Annotated in this window: 20 protein-coding genes; 13 read left to right on the top strand and 7 right to left on the bottom strand. The window is 64.1% G+C overall.

The genetic code is table 11. The features are described from left to right. The first annotated feature begins 62 nt into the window (after positions 1-62). Complete coding sequence (locus IQ25_RS03265; RefSeq protein ID WP_144902150.1) at positions 63-782, top strand: nuclear transport factor 2 family protein; 720 nt, start codon at positions 63-65, stop codon at positions 780-782. A 16-nt stretch (positions 783-798) separates the two neighbouring features. On the opposite strand, the gene IQ25_RS03260 is transcribed toward IQ25_RS03265, so the two are convergent. Next, on the bottom strand, positions 799-1,281 hold the full coding sequence (locus IQ25_RS03260; RefSeq protein WP_144902148.1) for a MarR family winged helix-turn-helix transcriptional regulator: 483 nt from the start codon (positions 1,279-1,281) through the stop codon (positions 799-801). A gap of 174 nt (positions 1,282-1,455) precedes the next feature. Here IQ25_RS03260 and IQ25_RS03255 point away from each other — a divergent pair, with 174 nt between their 5' ends. The 3 genes from IQ25_RS03255 (at position 1,456) to IQ25_RS03245 (ending at position 5,837) form a co-directional block, all read left to right on the top strand. Then, positions 1,456-3,819 carry a TonB-dependent receptor gene (locus tag IQ25_RS03255; protein ID WP_144902146.1) on the top strand — a complete coding sequence of 788 codons (2,364 nt, stop codon included), beginning with the start codon at positions 1,456-1,458 and terminating at the stop codon, positions 3,817-3,819. A 133-nt stretch (positions 3,820-3,952) separates the two neighbouring features. After that, the gene (locus IQ25_RS03250; protein WP_144902144.1) at positions 3,953-4,354 is read left to right on the top strand and encodes a nuclear transport factor 2 family protein; all 402 of its coding nucleotides are present in this window, start codon (positions 3,953-3,955) and stop codon (positions 4,352-4,354) included. Positions 4,355-4,367: 13 nt separating this feature from the next. Further along, on the top strand, positions 4,368-5,837 hold the full coding sequence (locus IQ25_RS03245; protein ID WP_144902142.1) for an aldehyde dehydrogenase: 1,470 nt from the start codon (positions 4,368-4,370) through the stop codon (positions 5,835-5,837). A gap of 55 nt (positions 5,838-5,892) precedes the next feature. On the opposite strand, the gene IQ25_RS03240 is transcribed toward IQ25_RS03245, so the two are convergent. Next, positions 5,893-6,549, bottom strand: coding sequence for an alpha/beta hydrolase (locus IQ25_RS03240; protein ID WP_144902140.1), 657 nt, complete (start codon positions 6,547-6,549; stop codon positions 5,893-5,895). 126 nt (positions 6,550-6,675) lie between these two features. Here IQ25_RS03240 and IQ25_RS03235 point away from each other — a divergent pair, with 126 nt between their 5' ends. The 6 genes from IQ25_RS03235 to IQ25_RS03210 all read left to right on the top strand — a co-directional run bounded on the left by IQ25_RS03235 (position 6,676) and on the right by IQ25_RS03210 (position 13,886). Then, positions 6,676-7,716 (top strand): cysteine desulfurase family protein, encoded by a 1,041-nt coding sequence (locus IQ25_RS03235; protein ID WP_144902138.1) that lies wholly within the window; start codon positions 6,676-6,678, stop codon positions 7,714-7,716. Next, a complete protein-coding gene (locus IQ25_RS03230; RefSeq protein WP_144902136.1) occupies positions 7,713-8,795 on the top strand; it encodes a cysteine desulfurase family protein in 1,083 nt (360 codons plus the stop codon). The genes IQ25_RS03235 and IQ25_RS03230 overlap by 4 nt, the downstream gene beginning before the upstream one ends. 2 nt (positions 8,796-8,797) lie before the next feature. Beyond that, positions 8,798-9,130 (top strand): 2Fe-2S iron-sulfur cluster-binding protein, encoded by a 333-nt coding sequence (locus tag IQ25_RS03225; RefSeq protein ID WP_144902134.1) that lies wholly within the window; start codon positions 8,798-8,800, stop codon positions 9,128-9,130. A gap of 60 nt (positions 9,131-9,190) precedes the next feature. Continuing rightward, positions 9,191-10,366: a mechanosensitive ion channel family protein gene (locus IQ25_RS03220; RefSeq protein WP_144902132.1), complete on the top strand. Its 1,176-nt coding sequence runs from the start codon at positions 9,191-9,193 to the stop codon at positions 10,364-10,366. 96 nt (positions 10,367-10,462) lie between these two features. Next, positions 10,463-11,620: an iron-containing alcohol dehydrogenase gene (locus IQ25_RS03215; protein WP_144902130.1), complete on the top strand. Its 1,158-nt coding sequence runs from the start codon at positions 10,463-10,465 to the stop codon at positions 11,618-11,620. 136 nt (positions 11,621-11,756) lie between these two features. Beyond that, the gene (locus tag IQ25_RS03210) at positions 11,757-13,886 is read left to right on the top strand and encodes a malate synthase G (RefSeq protein WP_144903142.1); all 2,130 of its coding nucleotides are present in this window, start codon (positions 11,757-11,759) and stop codon (positions 13,884-13,886) included. Between the two features lie 30 nt (positions 13,887-13,916). Here the strand turns inward: IQ25_RS03210 and rsmA are convergent, their stop codons facing one another. The 3 genes from rsmA to IQ25_RS03195 are packed head-to-tail and all read right to left on the bottom strand — an operon-like array spanning position 13,917 to position 16,435. Then, positions 13,917-14,738, bottom strand: coding sequence for a 16S rRNA (adenine(1518)-N(6)/adenine(1519)-N(6))-dimethyltransferase RsmA (gene rsmA / locus IQ25_RS03205; RefSeq protein ID WP_144902128.1), 822 nt, complete (start codon positions 14,736-14,738; stop codon positions 13,917-13,919). Continuing rightward, positions 14,735-15,736: a 4-hydroxythreonine-4-phosphate dehydrogenase PdxA gene (gene pdxA / locus IQ25_RS03200; protein WP_144902126.1), complete on the bottom strand. Its 1,002-nt coding sequence runs from the start codon at positions 15,734-15,736 to the stop codon at positions 14,735-14,737. Before pdxA ends, rsmA begins: the two co-directional genes overlap by 4 nt. A gap of 9 nt (positions 15,737-15,745) precedes the next feature. Further along, entirely contained in the window at positions 15,746-16,435 is a 690-nt protein-coding gene (locus IQ25_RS03195; RefSeq protein WP_144902124.1) for an HAD-IA family hydrolase, read from the bottom strand. Positions 16,436-16,496: 61 nt separating this feature from the next. Here IQ25_RS03195 and glmU point away from each other — a divergent pair, with 61 nt between their 5' ends. Together glmU and IQ25_RS03185 are read left to right on the top strand one after the other, a co-directional pair. Continuing rightward, entirely contained in the window at positions 16,497-17,870 is a 1,374-nt protein-coding gene (gene glmU / locus IQ25_RS03190) for a bifunctional UDP-N-acetylglucosamine diphosphorylase/glucosamine-1-phosphate N-acetyltransferase GlmU (protein ID WP_144903139.1), read from the top strand. A gap of 1 nt (position 17,871) precedes the next feature. After that, a complete protein-coding gene (locus IQ25_RS03185) occupies positions 17,872-18,180 on the top strand; it encodes a DUF5076 domain-containing protein (protein WP_144902122.1) in 309 nt (102 codons plus the stop codon). A 45-nt stretch (positions 18,181-18,225) separates the two neighbouring features. Here IQ25_RS03185 and IQ25_RS03180 read toward each other — a convergent pair whose 3' ends face one another. Further along, positions 18,226-18,933: a tetratricopeptide repeat protein gene (locus IQ25_RS03180; protein WP_144902120.1), complete on the bottom strand. Its 708-nt coding sequence runs from the start codon at positions 18,931-18,933 to the stop codon at positions 18,226-18,228. A 110-nt stretch (positions 18,934-19,043) separates the two neighbouring features. Then, positions 19,044-19,460 (bottom strand): DUF3597 domain-containing protein, encoded by a 417-nt coding sequence (locus IQ25_RS03175; RefSeq protein ID WP_144902118.1) that lies wholly within the window; start codon positions 19,458-19,460, stop codon positions 19,044-19,046. Between the two features lie 245 nt (positions 19,461-19,705). Here IQ25_RS03175 and glmS point away from each other — a divergent pair, with 245 nt between their 5' ends. After that, complete coding sequence (gene glmS, locus IQ25_RS03170; protein ID WP_144902116.1) at positions 19,706-21,529, top strand: glutamine--fructose-6-phosphate transaminase (isomerizing); 1,824 nt, start codon at positions 19,706-19,708, stop codon at positions 21,527-21,529. Positions 21,530-21,531: the final 2 nt, after the last annotated feature.

Genomic DNA, 21,531 nt, shown 5'->3' with positions numbered 1-21,531 from the left:
GCAATCGGCAAAATATTTGTTAGTGTTACTTACAAATAGCACCAACTTGGGAGAGTTGAGCCATGACCGATGTATCTGCCCGCCTTGCCGCGCTCGAAGCGCGCGTGACCGAGCTTGAGGATCTCAACGCGATCCGCCGCCTGCAATGGGCCTATGGCTATTACATCGACTACAACCGGCCCGAGGAAGTGGCCGGGCTATTCGCGCGCGACGGCGCGGTCGTGTTCCTCTCGGGCGAATACGTCGGTTATGAAGGGGTGATGCGGCTCTACGGCACGTGGTTCCAGAACCTGTTCACCGGCGGGCGGCGCGGCCCCGTGCACGGGCTGCTGCTCGACCATTTCCAGCTGCAGGACGTGATCACCATTTCCGAAGACGGCCTGACTGCCAAGGGCCGCTTTCGCGGCATCCTTGCCGGTGGCTGGCATGACGACATCCTGGGGGACAAGCCCGAGGGCATGCCGCAGCAATTCTGGGAAAGCGGGATCTACGAGAACGACTACGTCAAAGAGGACGGCGTCTGGAAGATCAAGCGGCTGGACTACATGATGCAGTGGCAGGCCGATTACGAAACCGGCTGGTCAAAGACCGTGGCGCACCTGCAACCTGCCGCCGTATGCTTCCCCGAAAACCCGATCGGGCCGGACCGGCTCCTGCCCGAAACCGACGTCCGCCAGACCTGGCCGCACCGTCAGGAAGTGGCGATGAGCTTTGCCCACCCGGTGCTGGCCAAGGCCTTTGCCGTGGGCGATTTCACCAGGCTGCAGAAGAAGTGGCCCTGACGATTGCCGGGGCGGTTTACCCGCCCCAGCGGCCGATGCGCGTCAGGACGGATGCAGCGACGCGGCGGAAAGCCTCACGGTCGCGCGCAGGCACGCCCTTGAACAGGTCGGCACCAACATGGGCCATGGCCGGGATTGTACGGGCGAACAGACGCTGACCGGCCTCCGTCAGGCGGACAGGCTTGCGGCGGCGATTGACACGGTTGGCGCCGGGCTCGACGAGGCCGCGCTGCATGAGTGCAGCAATCGCGCGACTCACGTTCATCGGCGGCACGCCCATGATTTCCGACAGGTCGTGCCCCGCAAGTTCCCCTTCGCCGCCCAGTGCGAGAACGATGCGCAAGTCGGTGGTGGTAAGCCCCAGCGGATCGGCCACACCTTCGCGCATTGGCGCACCGATGAAAGTGCCGAGCTTGAGCAGGTCGACCAGCAGCGCAACCTCACCCTCGATCTGGGCGGCTGTGTCGGCGGGTGGCTCTGCGGGCGGCGTATTGTCCATCGCCCGCTTCTATCGCCGTGTTCCCGGTGTTCGGCAAGGGGCGAAGTGTGCCCGATCTGCATCACTCCAGCCCCTGTTGAACCCGCGCAAATGTTAGGCTTGCAAAGCGGTAATTAGTATGTCTTACTAACAAACAGCAACCGGTTCCGAAGAGGACCATACAGGAGAGGGGATATGGCTCAAGCCCATCGTACCACGTCACACGTGCGCCTGCTCGCTGCAGGCAGCCTTGCCGCGCTTTCGCTCGGCATGGCTATGCCCGCTCTTGCGCAGGAAGCGCAGGCGCAGACCCAGGCTGACGAGAACATTTCGGAATCGGCCCGCGAGATCGTGGTGACCGCGCAGTTCCGCGAACAGCGCCTGCAGGATACCCCGCTTTCGATCACCGCGGTGGATGCGCAGTTGCTCGCCTCGCGCAACCAGACGGACCTGTCGCAGATCGCTCAGCAGGCGCCGAATGTGACGCTGAACGCGATGGGCGGTGCTTATGGCTCCTCGCTCGGTGCTGCAATCCGTGGCGTCGGCCAGTTTGACTTCAACCCAGCATACGAGCCGGGCGTCGGCATCTATGTTGACGATGTCTATTATGCGACGCTGACAGGCTCGATTTTCGACCTGCTCGACCTTGAACGCGTGGAAGTGCTGCGCGGGCCGCAAGGCACATTGACTGGACGCAACGCGATTGGCGGGGCGATCAAGTTGTTCTCGAAGAAGCCTTCGGACGAAAACTCCGGCATGGTCGAGGCGGTCTACGGCAGCCGCAACCGCGTCGACATCCGCGGCAGCGCCAACTTCATCCTGGCGCAGGATCTCTACGCGCGCATCTCTGGCGTCTACAAGCGCCAAAACGGCTATGTCGATCAGGTCGACTATGGCTGCGCCAACCCTGGCAACGCGCAGGGCATCACCGCCCGTCCAGGCTCCGGTTCTGACTGCGTGATCGATAAGCTGGGTGAAAAGGGCTATGCGGGCCTTCGCGGTTCGCTGCGTTACAATCCGGGCGACAATTTCGACATCGTGATCACCGGCGATTACACGCACGAAGAACGCACCAACGCCGCCGAAGTCATCACCCGTGCCGACCGCGTCGGCTTCCCGTTCGGCGGTTTCGCCGGTCGTGACATGTCGAGCTACAATTGCGGCCGCTTCTGCACCTACGCCAACTTCTATGCACCGCCGGGCGGGCAGGTCACCCAGGGCTACGAGATGCCCAACCGGCTGAAGTTCGATGGTTATGGCTTCTCGGCCAACATGACCATCGGGCTGAATGACTCGCTCAACGTGCAGTCGATCACCGCCTACCGCAACTACCGCCAGATATGGGGCACGGATGACGATTTCACCCCGGACCTGGGCGTTGTCGGGCAGGGGTACAATGACCTCAAGTTCTGGTTCTTCAGCCAGGAACTGCGGCTCAACGGCAAGATCGGTGACAAGATCGACTTCACCCTCGGCGGGTTCTACTCCGATCAGCGCTCGGTCTACTTCACGCGACAGGACATCCGTTATGCCGGCCTGATCCAGTTCGTCGGCAATGACCCGGTCAATGCTGACAGCAAGGCCGTCTTCGGCACCGTGATCGCCCGTCCGATTGACGGCCTGACGCTGACCGGTGGCCTGCGCTACACCGAGGAAGCCAAGGATTACACTTTCGTCCGCAAGAACTATGACGGCACTGTCTCGACCGCTCTTGGCGCGCTGGACGGAGTCAAGGCGACGTTCAAGGGCGACCGTGTGGACTGGCGCGTTTCGGCCGACTACCGCTTCAGCCCGGAAGTGCTGGCCTATGTCACCGTGGGCACTGGCTTCAAGGGCGGCGGCGTGACCGCGCGTCCGTTTGACGCCGCGCAGGCGCTGAACGGCAGCTTCGATCCCGAAACCGTCACGGCCTATGAAGCAGGCCTCAAGACCGATCTGTTTGACCGGCGTCTGCGCCTGAACCTCGCTGGCTTCATCAACGACTACAACGACATCCAGCTTCCGCTCATTACTTGCGCATCGCTGGGTTCAAACGCGCCCTGCGGCGCACGCCAGAACGCGGGCAACGGCCGGATCAAGGGCTTCGAGCTCGAAATGCAGGCCTCGCCGATCGAAGGCCTCGATATCGATGCCTCGCTCAGCCACCTGACTGGCAACTACAAGAACATCGATCCGCGCGTGGGCAACGCGATCCTGCTGACCGACCCGATCGTGACGCCAAAGTGGAAGTACAGCTTCGGTATCCAGTACCGCGCCGATCTCGGCAGTGCTGGCTCGCTGACACCGCGCTTCGACTTTGCCCACACCGGCAAGACCAGCGCGGGGCGCATCGCTGCAGGAGCGCCGATCGAGTACTTCAACGCCTATGACATCGGCAACGCCCGCCTGACCTGGCGGAACGAGGCCGAAGACCTGTCGATCTCGATGGAAGTGCAGAACGTATTCAACGAATACTACACGCCCTTCCGCTTCGCTGCGGTCTATCTGTTCACTGGCACAGCCTACAGCCAGGTCGGTCGCCCACGCGAATGGGCGGTCACCGTGCAGAAGCGCTTCTGATCGGTTCAGGGTTCATGAGGGAACGGGGGCGGTCAGCGATGGCTGCCCCTTTTCTTTTCAGCTTGGCGACAACCATATCAAATGTTATCTTTGACGTTGCGAGCCGAATCCGGCCGCCACCGGGAGAGATGCCGTGCTGACGCGCGAAGCCTATGACCGCTATGTCGCCGCGTTCAACGCGAAGGACTATGACGCGGTGGCCGACTTCTACGTGGATCCGCCGGAGATGACGTTCTTCGGTGTCGAAATCCGCTCGCGGCAGGCGCTCAAGGACTTCTACGGCTTCCTGCACGATCACGTGAAGGAAAGCGTGACGGTGCTGAACTTTGCCGCTTCCGATACGCTGACCGCCATCGATGCGGTGATCCGGGTGGAGGGAGTGAAGGCCCTCACCCGCGAGGCGCTCGATGAGCGTGGTCTGCACGGTTTCTTCCCGATTGCTGCAGGCGAAGTGCAGGAGATGCGGCAGTTCATCTTCTACACGATCAAGGACAGCCTGATCGTCCGCGTGGAATGCGCGTTGGCACAGGCGTGAGAGGACACCAGAAATGACACCCGAAGGCGTGAACGTCGCTCATCCCGACAAGCTTTTCATCGGCGGACGGTGGGTGCCTGCGCACTCCGGACGGATGATTGACCTCATCTCGCCCAATACAGAACAAGTGGTCGGACGCGTAGCTGAGGCTGACGAGACCGATATGGACGCTGCCGTCGCCGCAGCGCGCGCGGCGTTCGATCATGGGCCCTGGCCGACCACGCCACCTGCCGAGCGCATTGCAGCGTTCCGGCGCATGGTTGCGCATCTGGAGACGCGCGTGCCGGAACTGGCGAAAGCCTGGACCGCGCAGATGGGCGGTCTCGCCTCGTTTGCGGGGCCGATGCATGGTGGCAGTGTCATGGCGCTCGGACAGATCGCGGGCTTTGCCGAACATTTCGAATTCGTCGAGCGTCGGCCGAGCATGGCGGCTGACACAGCGCTGATCGCCTATGAGCCGGTCGGCGTGGTCGCGGCGATCGCGCCATGGAACGGGCCATTCGGGATCATGGCCAACAAGGTCGCCTATGCTTTGCTGACGGGCTGCACGGTGATCATGAAGCCATCGCCGGAAACGCCACTGGAAGCCTTTATTATCGCTGAAGCGGCGGAGGCGGCAGGGATCCCTGCAGGCGTGGTGAACCTTGTCACCGGCCATCGCGACGCAAGCGACCATCTCGTCTGCAACGAAGGCGTCGACAAGGTCAGCTTCACCGGCTCCACCGTTGCAGGCAAGCGCATCGCCTCGGTCTGCGGGTCGCGGATGGCGCGGTGCACGCTCGAATTGGGTGGCAAGTCTGCCGCGATCGTGCGCGACGATTTCCCGATCGAGGCCGCTGCCAAGATGCTTACCGGCACGATCACGATGATGAGCGGGCAGGTTTGCGCGATGCTCAGCCGCGTGATCGTGCCACGCCACCGCCACGACGAACTGGCCGAAGCCATCGCGGCCGAGATGAAGCAGGTCCGCATCGGCCATTCGGACGACCCTGAAGCCCAGCTCGGACCCGTGGCGATGAAGCGCCAGCTTGAACGGATCGAGATGTATATCGAGGAGGGCAGGCAGACTGCCGATCTGGTGACCGGTGGCGGACGCCCCGCTCACCTCAACCGCGGCTACTTCATCGAACCGACGCTGTTCGCCAATGTGAAGAATGAAAGCCGCATCGCACAGGAGGAAATCTTCGGCCCTGTGCTCAGTCTGATCCCGGTCGAGGACGAGGAGGACGCGATCCGTACCGCCAATGCCAGCGCCTATGGCCTCAATGGTTCGGTGCTTACGACTGATGCCGATGCCGCCTACCGCATCGCCCGCCGCGTGCGCACCGGCGGCTTTGGCCAGAACGGGCTGCGCATGGACTTCGGCCTGCCTTTCGGCGGTTTCAAGCAATCGGGTATCGGCCGCGAAGGCGGGCCGGAGGGGCTGTTCCCCTATCTCGAGATGAAGACGATCCTGATCGACGGCATGCCATCGACGCTGTGAAACGCAAAACCCCCGCCGGTGAGGGCGGGGGTCTTGTTCCAACGGATCTGCGCGATCAGCGGATCGGGCAGTCCGGCGACAGGCGCATGTCGAGGTAGTTGTCGACCGCGCGCATCATGTCGTCCATTTCGTTCTCGAAGAAATGGTTGGCGCGCGGGATTTCATCGTGGTGGATGGTGATGTGCTTCTGCGTGCGCAGCTTGTCGACCAGCTTCTGCACCGCGTTGGGCGTGACGACCGTATCGGCCGTGCCCTGCACGATGATGCCTGAGGCGGGGCAAGGGGCGAGGAAGCTGAAATCGTACATGTTGGCGGGCGGCGCGACCGAGATGAAGCCGCGAATCTCGGGGCGGCGCATCAGCAACTGCATGCCGATCAGCGCGCCGAACGAATAGCCCGCGATCCAGGTGGTGCTGGCTTCGGGGTGGATCGACTGCACCCAATCAAGCGCGGCGGCAGCATCGCTGAGTTCGCCAATGCCGTTGTCGAACGAGCCCTGGCTCCGCCCGACTCCGCGGAAGTTGAAGCGCAGCGTGGCAAAGCCGCGCGCGACGAAGGTCTTGTACATCGCCTGGGTGATGCGATCGTTCATCGTGCCACCCGCTTGCGGGTGCGGATGCAGGATCATGGCGACCGGCGCGCGGGGACGCGTGGCGGGCTGGAAACGACCTTCGAGACGGCCTTCGGGGCCGGGGAAAATGACTGCGGGCATTGCCTGTCCGGTAATCCTGTGGTCTGGCCCCATGCGGCACGGAATGCCGGGGCTGGGAATTAAGCTGATGGCTATATAGAAACCGAGCCTTCGAAAGCAATCTTTCCACGCATTCCGGGGCGAATCTTGCCGCTAAATCCGATCTATCTCGATCATGCTGCCACGACGCCACTGCTGCCCGAGGCAATGGCGGCGATGCAGGAGGGTTTTCGCATCTGGGCGAACCCTTCGAGCCCGCACGCGGCGGGGCGCGCGGCGCGGGCAGCGCTGGAAGACGCACGTGCCCGTGTGAAGGCCGCGCTCGGCTGGCAGGGCGAGGTGATCTTCACCAGCGGGGCGAGCGAGGCGCTGGCCATCGGGATCGGGCGGGCCAAGGCGGAGCGGGTGCTGGTTTCGGCGGTGGAGCACGATGCCGCCTTGCGCGCGGCGGGCGACGCGATGCGCCTGCCGGTCAATGCAGGAGGGCTGCTTGATCAAGAGGCGTTGGCGGCGGCGCTGGGCGGGCGAGCACTGATCGTGGTGCAGCAGGTCAACAGCGAGACCGGGGTGGTGCAGGATGTTGCGGGCATCGCCGCAACGGTTCGCGGGAGCGGCGGGTTGGTGCTTTGCGACGCGGCGCAAGGGGCGGGCAAGCTCGACCTTCCAGATGCGGACATCATCGTGCTTTCGGCTCACAAGTTCGGCGGCCCGGTGGGCGTGGGCGCGTTGCTTGTGCGCGACTGGGCCTTGTTGAACCCGAGCGGCGGGCAGGAGCGCGGCTATCGTGGCGGGACCGAGGCGCTGCCTCTCGTGCTGGGCATGGTGGCAGCGATGGAGGCGGGGAATCAATGGCTCAAGCCAGCTTCGGATTTGCGAAGATCGCTTACGAATCACATGCTTGAAGAAGGTGCGGAAATTGTTGCTGCCACTTCTCCGCGAAGCCCGACGATTGCGGCGTATCGGATGCCGGGCAAGTCGAGCGCAGCGCAACTGATCCGCTTCGACGGGGCAGGCATCGCGGTTTCGGCGGGGAGCGCCTGTTCCTCGGGCTCATTGAAGGCCAGCCACGTGTTGACGGCGATGGGCTATGCCCATGCCGCTGAAGTAATCCGCGTTTCAATCGGGCGCGAGACGACCGAGGAAGAGATCGCGCGGTTCGTGGCGGTGTGGAAGGAGATCCGGGGATGATCTACCTCGACTATCAGGCCACCACGCCGTTGGCTCCCGAAGCGCGTGAAGCGATGATGCCTTGGCTGGCAGGGCCCGAGGCCATGGGGTTTGCCAATCCGCACAGCCCGCACCGGGCAGGTCGTGCGGCGGCCGCAGCGGTGGAAGTGGCGCGCGAGCAGGTGGCCGCGCTTCTCCCGCCGGGCGGGCGCGTGGTGTTCACCTCCGGGGCGACCGAGGCGATCAACCTGGCGCTGGCGGGGTCGGGCCGCAAACGGCTGGCAGTGAGTGCCATCGAGCATGCCGCAGTACTCGATACGGCGCGGGTGCTTGATCCGAGCGTGACGGTGCTGCCCGTGGATGGGGCCGGGCTGGTGGATCCTGAGGTGGCAATCCCGGAAGGAACCGGCCTTGTCGCGGTGATGCAGGTCAACAACGAGATCGGCACGGTGCAGCCCGTTGAAGCGCTGGCAAGACGGGCGCATCAGATCGGGGCGCTGTTCCTGTGCGATGCGGTGCAGGGAGCGGGGAAGATTGCCGCGCCTGAAGGGGCAGACCTGATCGCACTATCGTCGCACAAGTTGTACGGCCCCAAGGGCATTGGCGCACTGTGGGTGCGCGATGGTGTGGAGCTTTCGCCGCTGATCCACGGTGGCGGTCAGGAGGGCGGATTGCGGTCCGGCACCCTCAGCCCCGCGCTTTGCGCCGGCTTCGGCGCGGCGGCGGCGCTGTGCACAAGTCTGTCGGAAAGTGACCGGCTTCATGTGGAAAAGCTGTGGGTGAAGGCTTTGGCGTTGTTCGAAGGCTGGACGCTCAACGGTTCTGCCGCCGAACGCTGGCACGGCAATCTCAACTTGCGCTTGCCGGGGCTGGACGTGGCAAGACTGTTGTCGGAATGCCGCACTGTGGCATTTTCTGCAGGCTCGGCCTGCGCCAGCGGGTCGGGCAGGCCGAGCCATGTCTTGCGTGCGCTCGGACTTTCGGACAGGGATAGCAGAACCGCGATCCGCATCGGTTTCGGACGCTATACGGGGGATGATGAACTGGAACAGGCAGCCGGGGCGATCAACGCCGCGGCGCGCGCGCAGGGAGTCTTGTAACCATGGTCAGCGTCACCTTCGTCACCGCAAAGGGCGAAAAGATCGCCGCACAGGGCGAAGCAGGCACGCGGCTGCTGGAGCTGGGGCAGGCCAAGGGCATGCCGCTGGAGGGAACCTGCGAAGGCCAGATGGCCTGTTCCACCTGCCATGTGGTCATCGATGCCGATTGGTTCGCGAAGCTTCCGCCGGCGGTGGATGACGAGGAGGACATGCTTGACCTTGCCGCAGGCGTGACCCGGACAAGCCGCCTGTCTTGCCAGATCGAACTGACAGATGCGCTTGACGGTCTGGTCGTGCACATTCCGGCCGAGGCCAGGGACATGCAGGGCCGCTGATAGGCTGGTGCGCTGAAAGATTGACGGGAACGGATCGGGTGGCCAGCCTTTGATTAAGGCATGACGTCCATTTCGCATGCACCTCCGCTTACCCTGCCTGCCAGCCCCCAAGTCCTGATTGCCGAAACCAGCGGCTGGATCACTGACAACTGGCTGCGCATTTCCATCGCCATCGGCATTGCCGTGGTGGTGGTGTTCGTGCTGCTGACCATCCGCAATCTGGGCCGCAAGTTTTGCCCCGAGGGCGAGGCGCTAGTGGGCTGGAAGACCATCGTGGGCCGCATGGCGGGCCGCACGCGGTTCTGGTTCATCGTGCTGGTGGCGGCCGAAGCGGTGGCGAGTTATGCGCAGACGCCGCTGTGGCTTGACCGGACGATCCAGTTCCTGTTCACGATCGGCCTGACCTTCCAGGCGGCACTGTGGGTGCGCGAACTGACCATCGGTCTGATCGAGCACCGCGCAGGTGAAGCGCAGCACGCCAATGGCGCGCTGATCTCGGCGATGAACATCGTGCGTGCGCTGGTGACGTTCCTCGTTTTTGCCATCGCCTTCGTGCTGATCCTCGGCAACCTGGGAGTAAACGTCGCCGGACTGGTTGCCGGTCTCGGCATTGGCGGCATTGCCATCGGTCTTGCCGCGCAGGGCATTTTCTCCGACCTTTTCGCAGGAATTTCGATCCTGTTCGACCGGCCTTTCAAGGTTGGCGACACGATCAGCTGGGCCGGGACGATCGGCACGGTGGAGACCATCGGCATGAGGACCACGCGCGTAAGGCTGGTCAGTGGCGAATTGCTGATCGTTTCGAACAAGAACCTGCTGGACAAGGAAATCAGCAACCTGACTGTGCGCCACCATATCCGGATGACTTTCACAATCGGCGTTGCCTACGAAACGCCGCCAGACACGCTCGGCCACCTCCCGGCGATGCTCAGGGAGTTGGGCGAAGCGCAGGGGGCAAAGGTGGCGCGCGCCGGTTTCGATGCGTTTGGCGCGAGTTCGCTGGATTTCGTGCTGATCATTGACGTGGCAGGAGCGGACTGGAACGTGGCCCACCCCTTGCGCGATCGTTTGCTGGTATCGCTCATGGAGCGGTTCGCCGCAGAAGGCATCAGCATTCCTTACCCGACGCAGACGACTTTCACCGCTGCGCCGGACGGCACGCTGATCATGCCCTATCCGGATGGTGCGGTGGTGCCGGTCAAGGCGGAGCTGGTCGAAGGGCAGTCGCTTAGCTGATTCTGGGCTGATTTTGGCAGCGAGAGCGCTTTTGCCAGCTTGCCCGCACGTGCTTTATGCGGTGGGGTGAGCAGAAGGCATCGAGAGAGGGCGCGCATGGCGGCGATAAATCTTCCCCGGATCATCAGGGTTGGCGGGGGCGCTCTGGCGGAACTACCGGGGGCAATGGCGCAATGCGGCGTTGCCCGCCCGTTCATCGTGACTGACGGCTTCATGGTGAGCAGCGGCATGGTTGCATCGCTGCTGGCCGTGCTTGACGATGCGGGGATCAAGGCCGTCGTCTTTGCCGAAACCGTTCCCGATCCGACGGTTGCCGTCGTGGAAGCGGCTCTGGAAGCCTTGCGCGCGGCCGACAGCGATTGCGTGATCGGTTTTGGTGGCGGCAGCCCGATCGACACGGCCAAGGCCATTGCCGCGCTGGCGGTGGAGCCGAGACCCGTCCAGGCAATGAAGGCTCCGGCGACAACCGACGTTCCGGGCCTGCCGATCATCGCGGTGCCGACGACCGCCGGGACCGGTTCGGAAGCGACCAGGTTCACCATCGTGACGGACGAGGCGAGCAGCGAGAAGATGCTCTGCGCAGGGCTTGCCTTCCTGCCGACTGTGGCCATCGTCGATTACGAACTGACGATGGGCAAGCCGGCGCGGTTGACCGCCGATACCGGGATTGATTCTCTGACCCATGCGATCGAGGCCTATGTCTCGAAGAAGGCCAATGCCTTCAGCGATGCGATGGCGATTTCTGCGATGAAGCTGATCGCGCCCAATATCCGCACCGCCTGCACCGAACCCGGCAACCGTGCGGCGCGCGAGGCGATGATGGTCGGCGCGCATCATGCCGGGATCGCATTCTCCAACGCCAGCGTCGCGCTGGTCCATGGCATGAGCCGACCGGTGGGCGCGTTCTTCCACGTGCCACACGGGCTTTCCAACGCGATGCTTCTGCCTGCAGTCACCGCGTTCTCGGCGCCGGCTGCATTGTCGCGCTATGCTGATTGCGCCCGCGCGATGGGCGTTGCAGGCGCTGAGGAAGGCGACCAGTCCGCCGTTGCGCGGCTGCTGGAGGAATTGGCCGCGCTGAATGCCGATCTATCTGTGCCGACCCCGCGCTCGCACGGGATCAGCGAGGCGCGGTGGTTTGAGGTCGTGCCGGAAATGGCTCGACAGGCGCTGGCTTCGGGCTCTCCGGGCAACAACCCGCGCGTGCCGGAAGCGGCGGAGATCGAGCGGCTCTATGCCGAAGTGTTCGGATGAGCCGGGACTTTCGCATGATTGCAATGCCCTGCCGGATCATGCATAGGCTGTAGCCGTTCCTCCCCAGGTTCATCGGATTCGGCACTGCGCGCGGTTTGTGCAGGGTCGCTAATGTGAGCGTATGGACATGGGTGAAATGAACGGACGTATCGATCGCAACGGCCTCAGGGTCGACGCAAACCTCGCCAGCTTCATCGACAATGACGTGCTCGGGCCACTCGGGCTTGACGTGGCTGGGTTCTGGCAGGGTTTTGCCACGCTGGTCGGACATTTTGCCCCGGCAAACCGCATGCTGCTGAGCAAGCGCGACGCGTTGCAGGCATTGATCGATTCCTGGCATCGCGAACGCAAGGGCAAACCGATCGACGCCGCCGAGTACCGCGCGTTTCTGACCGAGGTCGGTTACCTTGTGCCCGAGCCTGAAGACTTCACCATTGGCACGCAGAACGTCGACCGCGAGATTGCCTGCATGGCGGGGCCTCAGCTGGTCGTGCCGGTGCTCAACGACCGGTTCGTGCTCAATGCGGCCAACGCGCGCTGGGGCAGTCTTTATGACGCGTGGTACGGCACCGATGCGCTCGATGCGCCGCCTGCGCGGCCGGGCGGGTACGACAAGGATCGCGGTGCAGCCGTGGTCCGCGCTGGGCGCGCATTCCTTGACCTGACCTTCCCACTCGACGGGATGAGCTGGGCTGACTGGGACGGGGCGAGCGACCTGCCGCTGTGCGACGCCACTCAGTATGCCGGAAACAAGCCCGGCGGCATCCTCCTGTGCAACAACGGGTTGCATGTCGAGATCGTGCTCGACCGGTCAACGCCCGTGGGCGCGGACGACAAGGCGGGCATTTCCGACATCGTGATGGAAGCGGCCCTCACAGCCATCGTCGACCTTGAAGACTCGGTCGCGGCGGTCGATGCCGAGGACAAGCTGCTGGCCTATCGCAACTGGCTCGGCCTGATGCGCGGCGATCTGGAAGCGAGCTTCCAGAAGGGCGGCAAGACCATGACCCGCGCGCTGGAGCCGGATCGGACATGGACTTCTGCCAGTGGCGAGACGATCACGCTGCCGGGGCGCAGCCTGCTGTTCGTGCGCAATGTCGGCCACCTGATGACCAACCCGGCGATCCTGCTGGACGATGGCAGCGAGATTCCCGAAGGCGTGATGGACGCTGTGATCACCAGCGCCATTGCCTGCCATGACATCAAGGGGCTGGGCCGCCACCGCAACAGCCGCACCGGCAGCATCTATATCGTGAAGCCCAAGATGCACGGGCCGGAAGAGGTCGCCTTCACCAATGACCTGTTCAATGCAGTGGAAGACCTGCTCGGCCTCGACCGCCACACCGTGAAGGTTGGCGTGATGGACGAGGAGCGGCGCACGTCCGCCAACCTTGCCGCCTGCATCGAGCAGGTGCGCGACCGTATCGTCTTCATCAACACCGGCTTCCTCGACCGCACTGGCGACGAGATCCACACCTCGATGCAGGCGGGCGCGATGATCCGCAAAGGCGCGATCAAGGGCTCGGGATGGATCGCGGCTTATGAGAAGCGCAACGTCTGCATCGGCCTCGCCCATGGGCTTTCGGGCAAGGCGCAGATCGGCAAGGGCATGTGGGCCGCGCCCGACATGATGCACGACATGATGCAGCAGAAGATCGCGCACCCGAAGACTGGCGCCAACACCGCATGGGTGCCTTCGCCAACGGCGGCGACTCTGCACGCGATGCACTACCACCAGGTCAACGTGTTCGAGGTTCAGGAAAGCGTTGCACAGGAAGGCACGCCGGGGCTCGACGCGCTGCTGGCGATCCCGCTGGCCGAGGGCACCAATTGGTCAGCCGAGGAAGTGCGCGAGGAACTGGACAATAACGCGCAAGGGCTTCTGGGATACGTCGTCCGCTGGATCGATCAGGGCGTCGGGTGCTCGAAGGTGCCCGACATTAGCGACATCGGCCTCATGGAAGACCGCGCGACCTTGCGCATCTCCAGCCAGCACATGGCGAACTGGCTGTTGCACGGCGTGGCCACCAACGAGCAGGTCATGGACAGCCTCAAGCGCATGGCGGCCAAGGTCGATGCGCAGAACGCGGGCGATCCGCTCTACGAACCGATGGCCGGTAACTGGGAAGAAAGCTTCGCCTTCCGCGCGGCCTGCGACCTCGTGTTCAACGGGGTGGAGCAGCCCAACGGCTATACCGAACCGCTGCTTCACGCATGGCGGTTGAAGAAGAAGGCGGCGATGGCAAAGGTGGCCGAGCCGGCCTGAGATTGAGGGGGCGGGCCTGCGGGTCCGCCCTTATTTCGTCAGCACGCGAGCAATCGAAACGAACTCGTCCACGCTCAAGGTCTCGGCCCGGCGCTGGGCATCAATGCCGAGCGTTTCGAGCGCATCCAGCGCGCCCGGCAATCCCTTCAAGGATTGGCGCAGCATCTTGCGGCGCTGGCCGAAGGCAGCTTCGGTCACGCGCTCCAGCATGCGGGCCGAGACGCCTTCGGGCATCGTGCCGGGCTCGACATGGACGATCGCCGACATGACCTTGGGCGGCGGGGTGAAAGCGCTGCGGTGGACCTTCATCGCGATGCGCGGGGCAGCGCGCCACTGCGCCAGCACAGCAAGGCGGCCATAGGCATCGGTGCCGGGCGCGGCGACGATACGCTCGGCCACCTCAAGCTGGAACATCAGCGTGAGCGACTTCCATTGCGGCGGCCAGTCCTGTCCCGAAAGCCAGCCGGTGAACAGCTGCGTGCCAACGTTGTAGGGCAGATTAGCCGCCACATGCCACGGCCCGTCGAACAGCGTGGCCGGATCGATCTTCGTTGCATCACCGCCGATCACGGTCAGCTGGCCGGGGAAGGCTTCGGACAATTCCGCAAGCGCCGGCAGGCAGCGCTTGTCCATCTCGATCGCGGTGACGTTAGCGCCCGCGCGCAGCAGGGCGCGGGTCAGTCCGCCGGGGCCGGGGCCGACTTCGAGGACGTTCTCGCCCTTGAGCTTCCCCGGAACGCGAGCGATCCGATCGAGCAACTGCTCGTCAAACAGGAAGTTCTGCCCCAGCGCCTTGGTGGCGAAAAGGCCGTGGCGGTTGATGACATCGCGAAGCGGGGGGAGGTCGGTCATGCCAAGGCCCTTCGCGCAGCACATTCGCCAGCCATGCGTAGGGCTGCGATGGTCGGGCCGACGCGCGCCTTGCCAGTTCCGGCAAGGCTGAAGGCAGTGCCGTGATCGGGTGAGGTGCGGATGATCGGCAGGCCGAGCGTGACATTCACCCCTTCATCGAAATCGAGCGCCTTCATCGGGATCAATGCCTGATCGTGGTACATGCAGATGGCCGCGTCATAGCCCGCGCGCGCTTCGTCGTGAAACATGGTGTCGGGCGGGAGAGGGCCGAACGCGTCGATCCCGGCGGCGCGGAGCATGGCCACGGCGGGGGCGACGATATCTGCATCTTCGCTACCCATGCGCCCGTCTTCGCCCGCATGGGGGTTCAGCCCGGCCACTGCGAGGCGTGGCCTTGCGATGCCGTAGTCGCGGGCGAGGGCTGCAGCGGTGATCGCGGTGCGGTTGCGGATCAGTTCTGTGGTGAGCATGTCCGGCACCAGACGCAGTGCCACGTGGACGGTAATCGGCACGACCTTCAGGCTCGGCCCGGCGAGCATCATCACCGCGTTCTCGGCCGTCACGCCGCAGGCCTCGGCCACGAACTCGGTCTGACCGGGGTGGTCGAAGCCGACGCGGGCGAGGCGGCTCTTGGCGATGGGGCCGGTGACCAGCGCCGATGCCGCGCCCGACCGGACGAGGCCGGTGGCGGCGGCAAGGGCATTGAGGGCAAGGCTGGCCCCTGCGTCGTCAGGCTCGCCGGGAGTGTAGGGCAGGTCGGCAAGGTCCAGCACAGGCAGCGCCCCGGCAAAGCAATCCGCCACTTCGTCGGGCGCCTTTATCGTGCAGACCGGCACGGTGATACCGCGCCTGCGGGCCGCTTCCTCGACCACGCGGGCCGAACCGACGACGAAGAACGGCGGCAGGCCTTCTGCATCGCTCAGGGCCCAGGCGGCGGCGGCGAGTTCGGGGCCGACGCCTGCGGGATCGCCGATGCTGATTGCAAGAGGGGCGGTCATGGTTTCAGCCTAGACGCTCTGCGCGGTGCTGGCGAGACGTTCGAGCGTTGGCACCAGTTCGTCGTAGTGGTCGATCACGGCATCTGCGCCGAGGTCATCGGCGGGAAGATCGTTGAAGCCGAAGCGCACGGCGACGACGGGCATGGCTGCGGCCTTTGCGGCGCCGATGTCGAAAGTGGTGTCACCGACGAAGGCTGCACGTCCGCCACCGCAGCGGGCGACCATTTCGTGGAGCATGTCGGGCCTGGGCTTGGCGCGATGGCGGCCCAGCGTATCGCCGCCGATCACGCAGGCGAAGCGGTGGAGGAGGCCAAGTTCCTCGAACAGCTTTACCGCTAGCCCCTCGGCCTTGTTGGTGGCGATGGCAATCTTCACGCCGCGTTCGTCCAGTGCGTCCATCATCGCCGCGCCGCCGGGGAACAGCGTGGTGTGGTGCGCGATATTCTCGCCGTAGAACTCGATCAGTTTGGCCTGAAGGCCGGGGAAGGCGTCCTCGTCCACCCCGCCCGATTCCGTCAGCGCCGAACGCAGCATCTGCGCCGCGCCGCCGCCGATGTGGCGCCTGGTCTCCTCCAGCGGCACCGGAGGCCGACCCGCCAGCGCCAGCGCGTGGTTGAGCGCGACGCCCAAGTCGCGGCTGGTGTCGAGCAGGGTGCCGTCGAGATCGAATCCGACGATTGCATAAGGAAAATCCGCCATGGTGGGGCCAAGTGGCGTCCTGTTCTGGAAAGCGCAAGGTTTGTCTGGCAAGGGTGCGCGCATGACTGACCAGACGCCACAAACCTCGCCCTTGGCCACCATCGTCCTCGCCGCCGGAAAAGGCACCCGCATGAAGAGCGACCTGCACAAGGTGCTCCACCCGATCGCGGGCAGGCCGATGGTAAAGCACCTGATGGCGAGCGCGGCTGAACTCTCGCCTGAGCGGCAGGTGGTCGTGGCAGGCCACGGGCGCGAGCAGCTGGAAAAGGCGCTCGGTGGCTCGGCGATGATTGCCGTGCAGGACCCGCAGCTCGGCACGGCCCATGCCGTGCAGCAGGCCGAAGGCGCACTTGCCGGTTTTGAAGGTGACGTGCTGATCCTTTATGGCGACGTGCCCTTCGTGCGCGCGCAGACCATGCAGGCGATGATCGCGCGGCTTCATGAGGATGACGCTCCGGCCGCGGTGGTGCTGGGCTTCGAACCGGCTGATGCGCTGCAGTACGGGCGCGTGATCGCCGAGGCCGGTCGCATCGTGAAGATGGTCGAGCACAAGGACGCGAGCGAGGCCGAGCGCGCCTGCCGCGTGTGCAATTCCGGGCTGATGGCAGTGCGCAGCGCAGACCTGTTCGGACTGCTCGCCCGCGTCGGCAACGACAACGCGCAAGGCGAATACTACCTGCCCGACGTGGTCAACATCGCGATTGCCGATGGCCGGACCTGCGCCGTTGTCGTCACCGACGATGCCGATGAAGTGGCCGGGATCAACAGCCGTGCCGAACTGGCCGAAGCCGAAGGCCGCTGGCAGCGCCGCCGCCGCGCTCAGGCCATGGGCGATGGCGCGACGCTGATCGCACCGGAGACGGTCTGGTTTTCGTGGGACACGGTGCTGGGCCGCGATGTGACGGTGGAGCCCAACGTCTTCTTCGGCCCCGGCGTGACCGTGGCCGATGGCGTGACGATCCACGCCTTCTGCCATCTGGAGGGCGCAACGCTTTCGCCCGGCGTCCATATCGGCCCCTACGCCCGCCTGCGCCCCGGCGCGAAGCTGGAGGAAGACGTCAAGGTCGGCAACTTCGTCGAGGTCAAGAACACGGTCATGCACCGCGGCGCAAAGGCCAGCCACCTGACCTACCTCGGCGATGCCGAAGTGGGCGCAGAGGCCAACATCGGCGCAGGCACGATCACCTGCAATTATGACGGCTACTTCAAGTACAAGACCACCATCGGCGAACGCGCCTTCATCGGCTCCAACTCGGCCCTGATCGCGCCTGTGAAAATCGGTGCGGACGCAATTGTCGCGGCGGGCAGCGCAGTGTCACGCGACGTGGCCGATGGCGAACTGCGGATGGTGCGGGCCGAGCAGCTGGTAAAGCCCGGCTGGGCGGACCGCTTCCACGATGCGATGAAGAAAAAGAAGGCGGAGAAGCGGGGGTAAGGTGCCGAACTATCTGATCGAACCGGATGCGGTTCAAGAAGATCCCGATGCACTAGAAGTGGCGAGCATCTGGATTGCCAAGCAGGGCCTCCATTGCGCTCTTAATGTCGGAATCTACGCGGACCACACCCAAGTTGACGAACGCGTGGCGTGGGGGGTGATGATCGCCGATATGATCGGGCACCTCTCGCATGCATTGAGAGATGTGTACGGATACGAGGCGTCCCAATCGAAGGTCGCCATTCTCAACTCGCTACTGAAAGAAATCGACGTCCCAACTTCGGAATTGCATGGATTTTTTGCAGACTAGGTCATCCAAGGCAATTGGATGACAAATCGCCCCTGAAACGAACCCTCAGCTCTTCCCCTTCTTCCGCAAGTTCGCGATGTATTGCAGTTCGATCTTCGCGCCCTCATGGTTGGGGATGATCTTCAGGGATTTCTTGAAGCTTTTCTCGGCCTTGTCGAGGTCGCCCATCTCGATCTCGGTGAAGCCCATGCCGCGCAGGGCGCGGGCCTGATTGGCCTTCTTGTTGGCTTCGTCGCTTTCAAATTCGCCAAGGCCATAGGCTTCTTCGAAGACATCGTGGGCCTTCTGCCACTGCTTCATCGCCTTGAACCACTCGGCGTATTCATTGCGGAACTGGGCGTTGAGCGGTGCGGATTCGCTGGCGAGGCGCAGCATCGGTTCGGCATCGTCCCAGCGGTGAAGGTCGATCAGCGCGAAGCCCTTGAGGAACGGGGCGAGGCAGTAGGCATTGTCGATCAACGCAGCGGACTTCGCCTCATCCTGCTTCTTCAAGGCAGCGGCTTGCATAGCTGAAAGCAGGATTGCCTGTGTCATGTCGTCAGCACACTGGCTGATTTGCTTGCTCTGCTGATCCTGCAAAGCCACCACAACCGGATCGACCAACGGCAGCACGCCAGCCGGATTCTGCTTGCGAATTTCGTCCATTGCCTTGCTTACGGCCTCGCGCGCGGCTTCAGGAGTCATCGGCTCGGCGTGGGCTGTTGCCGCAGTTGTGAGAAGAACAATAGCCGCAAGGTAACCCGTCTTACGCATCCGGCAACACTCCCCGTCCAAGTCCTGACAATTGGGAATATTGCTCGATTACTTGCAGGCGGTTGTCAAACCGGAAAAGGGTGGGGCGGGTTGTCCGCCCCATTATGGCATCAATCGAGCATTGCTGCAGGCACCTTGCCGCCATTCTGCGCGATCTTGCGCATCGTTGCCCGGTGGAGCCAGATGTTCATCTCCGCCGACCCGTCAAGCGCGCCGGTGTAGCCGAGCTCCTGCGCCAGTTCCTTGCGATTGGCGAGGCTCGAGTCGATGCCGAGCAGCTTCATCAGGTCGACGATCGAGGTGCGCCAGTTGAGGTCCTTGCCCTGCGCCATTTCAGCCAGGTTGGCTTCGACGTCGAACTGCGAAACGGGTGCGGGGGTTGCAGGTGCCGGCGCAGCGGGAGCAGCAGCCGTGGGGGCCGCTGGTGCTGCGGTCGGCTTCGGCGCATCCTTCGGCACGTAGCCGGTCTGCGTGGGGCGGGTACCCTTCCATGAGATGGCGTCCATGATCTTGCTGAAAATGCTCATCGATTGCTCCTGCAAAGGGTTTGCACAGGCAACCGGCGAGAGAGACTTTACGTTCCCCCGACACTTCGACCTGATGTCAGGGATTTAATATTCTCGATAGGAGCGGTAGAGGTCGCCATGCCCATACCGGCTCAGGTGATGGCAACGCGGAAAAGCGCTGCCGCTACACCAAATGCCAAGGATTTTCCGGCAAGAGTGCCGGGTGTCCGTGTGACTTGAACTCTTATGCGAAAGCCTATCGCTGCATGTGCGGAATTATCGGAATCGTCGGCAAGGAACAGGTGGCGGACCGGCTGGTCGATGGGCTGCGGCGGATGGAGTATCGCGGCTATGATTCGGCGGGCATCTGCACGGTAGAGGACGGTCAGCTGGTGCGGCGTCGCGCCGAAGGCAAGCTGAACAACCTCGTGCTGGAACTGGCCCGCAATCCGGCTTCTGGCCTGATCGGCATTGCCCATACGCGCTGGGCCACCCACGGTGCGCCAACCACCAGCAACGCCCACCCCCACGCCACGGGCGAAGTGGCGCTGGTCCACAACGGCATCATCGAGAACTTCAAGAGCTTGCGCGATGCGCTGATCGCGCGCGGGCGCAAGTTCGAGAGCGAGACTGACACCGAAGTCGTCGCGCATCTCGTGTCCGAACAGGTCGAGGCTGGGCTGTCCCCTCAGGACGCGGTCAAGGCCGTGCTGCCGACCTTGCGCGGGGCGTTCGCACTGGCCATTGCCTTCCGCGCCCATGACGACATGCTGATCGGCGCACGGCTCGGCTCGCCGCTGGTGGTGGGTTATGGCGAGGGCGAGACCTATCTCGGATCAGACGCGCTGGCGCTCGCCCCACTCACCCAGCGGATCACCTATCTCGAAGAGGGCGACTGGGTGGTGATTACCCGCGATGGCGCGCAGATCTTCGATGCAGACAACAATCCGGTCGAACGCCCCATCGTCGCCTCGGGCGCTACCGCTGCGGCTATCGAGAAAGGCAACTACCGCCACTTCATGCAGAAGGAGATCTTCGAGCAGCCGGTGGTGGTGGCCCAGACCCTGCGCAGCTACCTGCGCCGGGTAGAGCAGACCGTGGCCCTGCCGCAGATCGATTTCGACCTCGCCAGCATCAACCGCGTGACCATCGTCGCCTGCGGGACCAGCTTCTACGCCGGGATGGTCGCCAAGTACTGGTTCGAGCAGTTCGCGCGCCTGCCGGTGGACATCGATGTGGCATCCGAGTTCCGGTACCGCGATCCCGTGCTGGAGCCGGGCGGCCTTGCCCTGTTCATATCGCAAAGTGGCGAGACGGCAGACACTCTGGCCGCGCTCAGGCACTGCAAGGCGGCAGGGCAGACCATCGCCGTCGTCGTCAACGTGCCGACCAGCTCCATGGCGCGCGAGGCCGACCTGCTGCTGCCCACCCACGCCGGACCGGAAATCGGTGTCGCCTCGACCAAGGCCTTCACCTGCCAGCTTGCCGTGCTGGCGGCGCTCGCAGCGCACCTCGCGGTCAAGCGCGGTCGCCTGACGCGGGCTGAAGAGGCCGAAATCGTCGAGCAACTCGTCGAAACCCCAGCCTGCCTCAACGCGGCGCTGGCGCATGACGAGGAAATCGCCGGCATGGCGCACCTCATCGCCCCGGCGCGCGACGTGCTCTACCTTGGCCGTGGCCCCGACTACCCGCTGGCGCTGGAAGGCGCGCTCAAGCTCAAGGAAATCAGCTACATCCACGCCGAAGGCTATGCCTCTGGCGAGATGAAGCACGGGCCCATCGCTCTGATCGACGAAGCGGTGCCGGTGATCGTGCTCGCCCCTTCAGGGCCGCTGTTTGAAAAGACCGTCAGCAACATGCAGGAAGTGCGTGCGCGCGGCGGCAAGGTGGTGCTGATTTCCGACGCCGAGGGCATTGCCGAAGCGGGCGAGGGCTGCCTTGCCACGATCGAGATGCCCAAGGTCCACCCGCTGATCGCTCCGCTGGTCTATGCCGTGCCGGTGCAGTTGCTCGCCTATCACGTCGCCGTGGCCAAGGGCACGGACGTCGATCAGCCGCGCAACCTCGCCAAGTCGGTGACCGTGGAATAGCG

Source organism: Novosphingobium taihuense (assembly GCF_007830315.1).
Lineage (GTDB): Bacteria > Pseudomonadota > Alphaproteobacteria > Sphingomonadales > Sphingomonadaceae > Novosphingobium > Novosphingobium taihuense.
The sequence above is the reverse complement of the archived record's forward strand: the minus strand, read 5'-3'. Positions and strand labels throughout refer to the sequence as shown.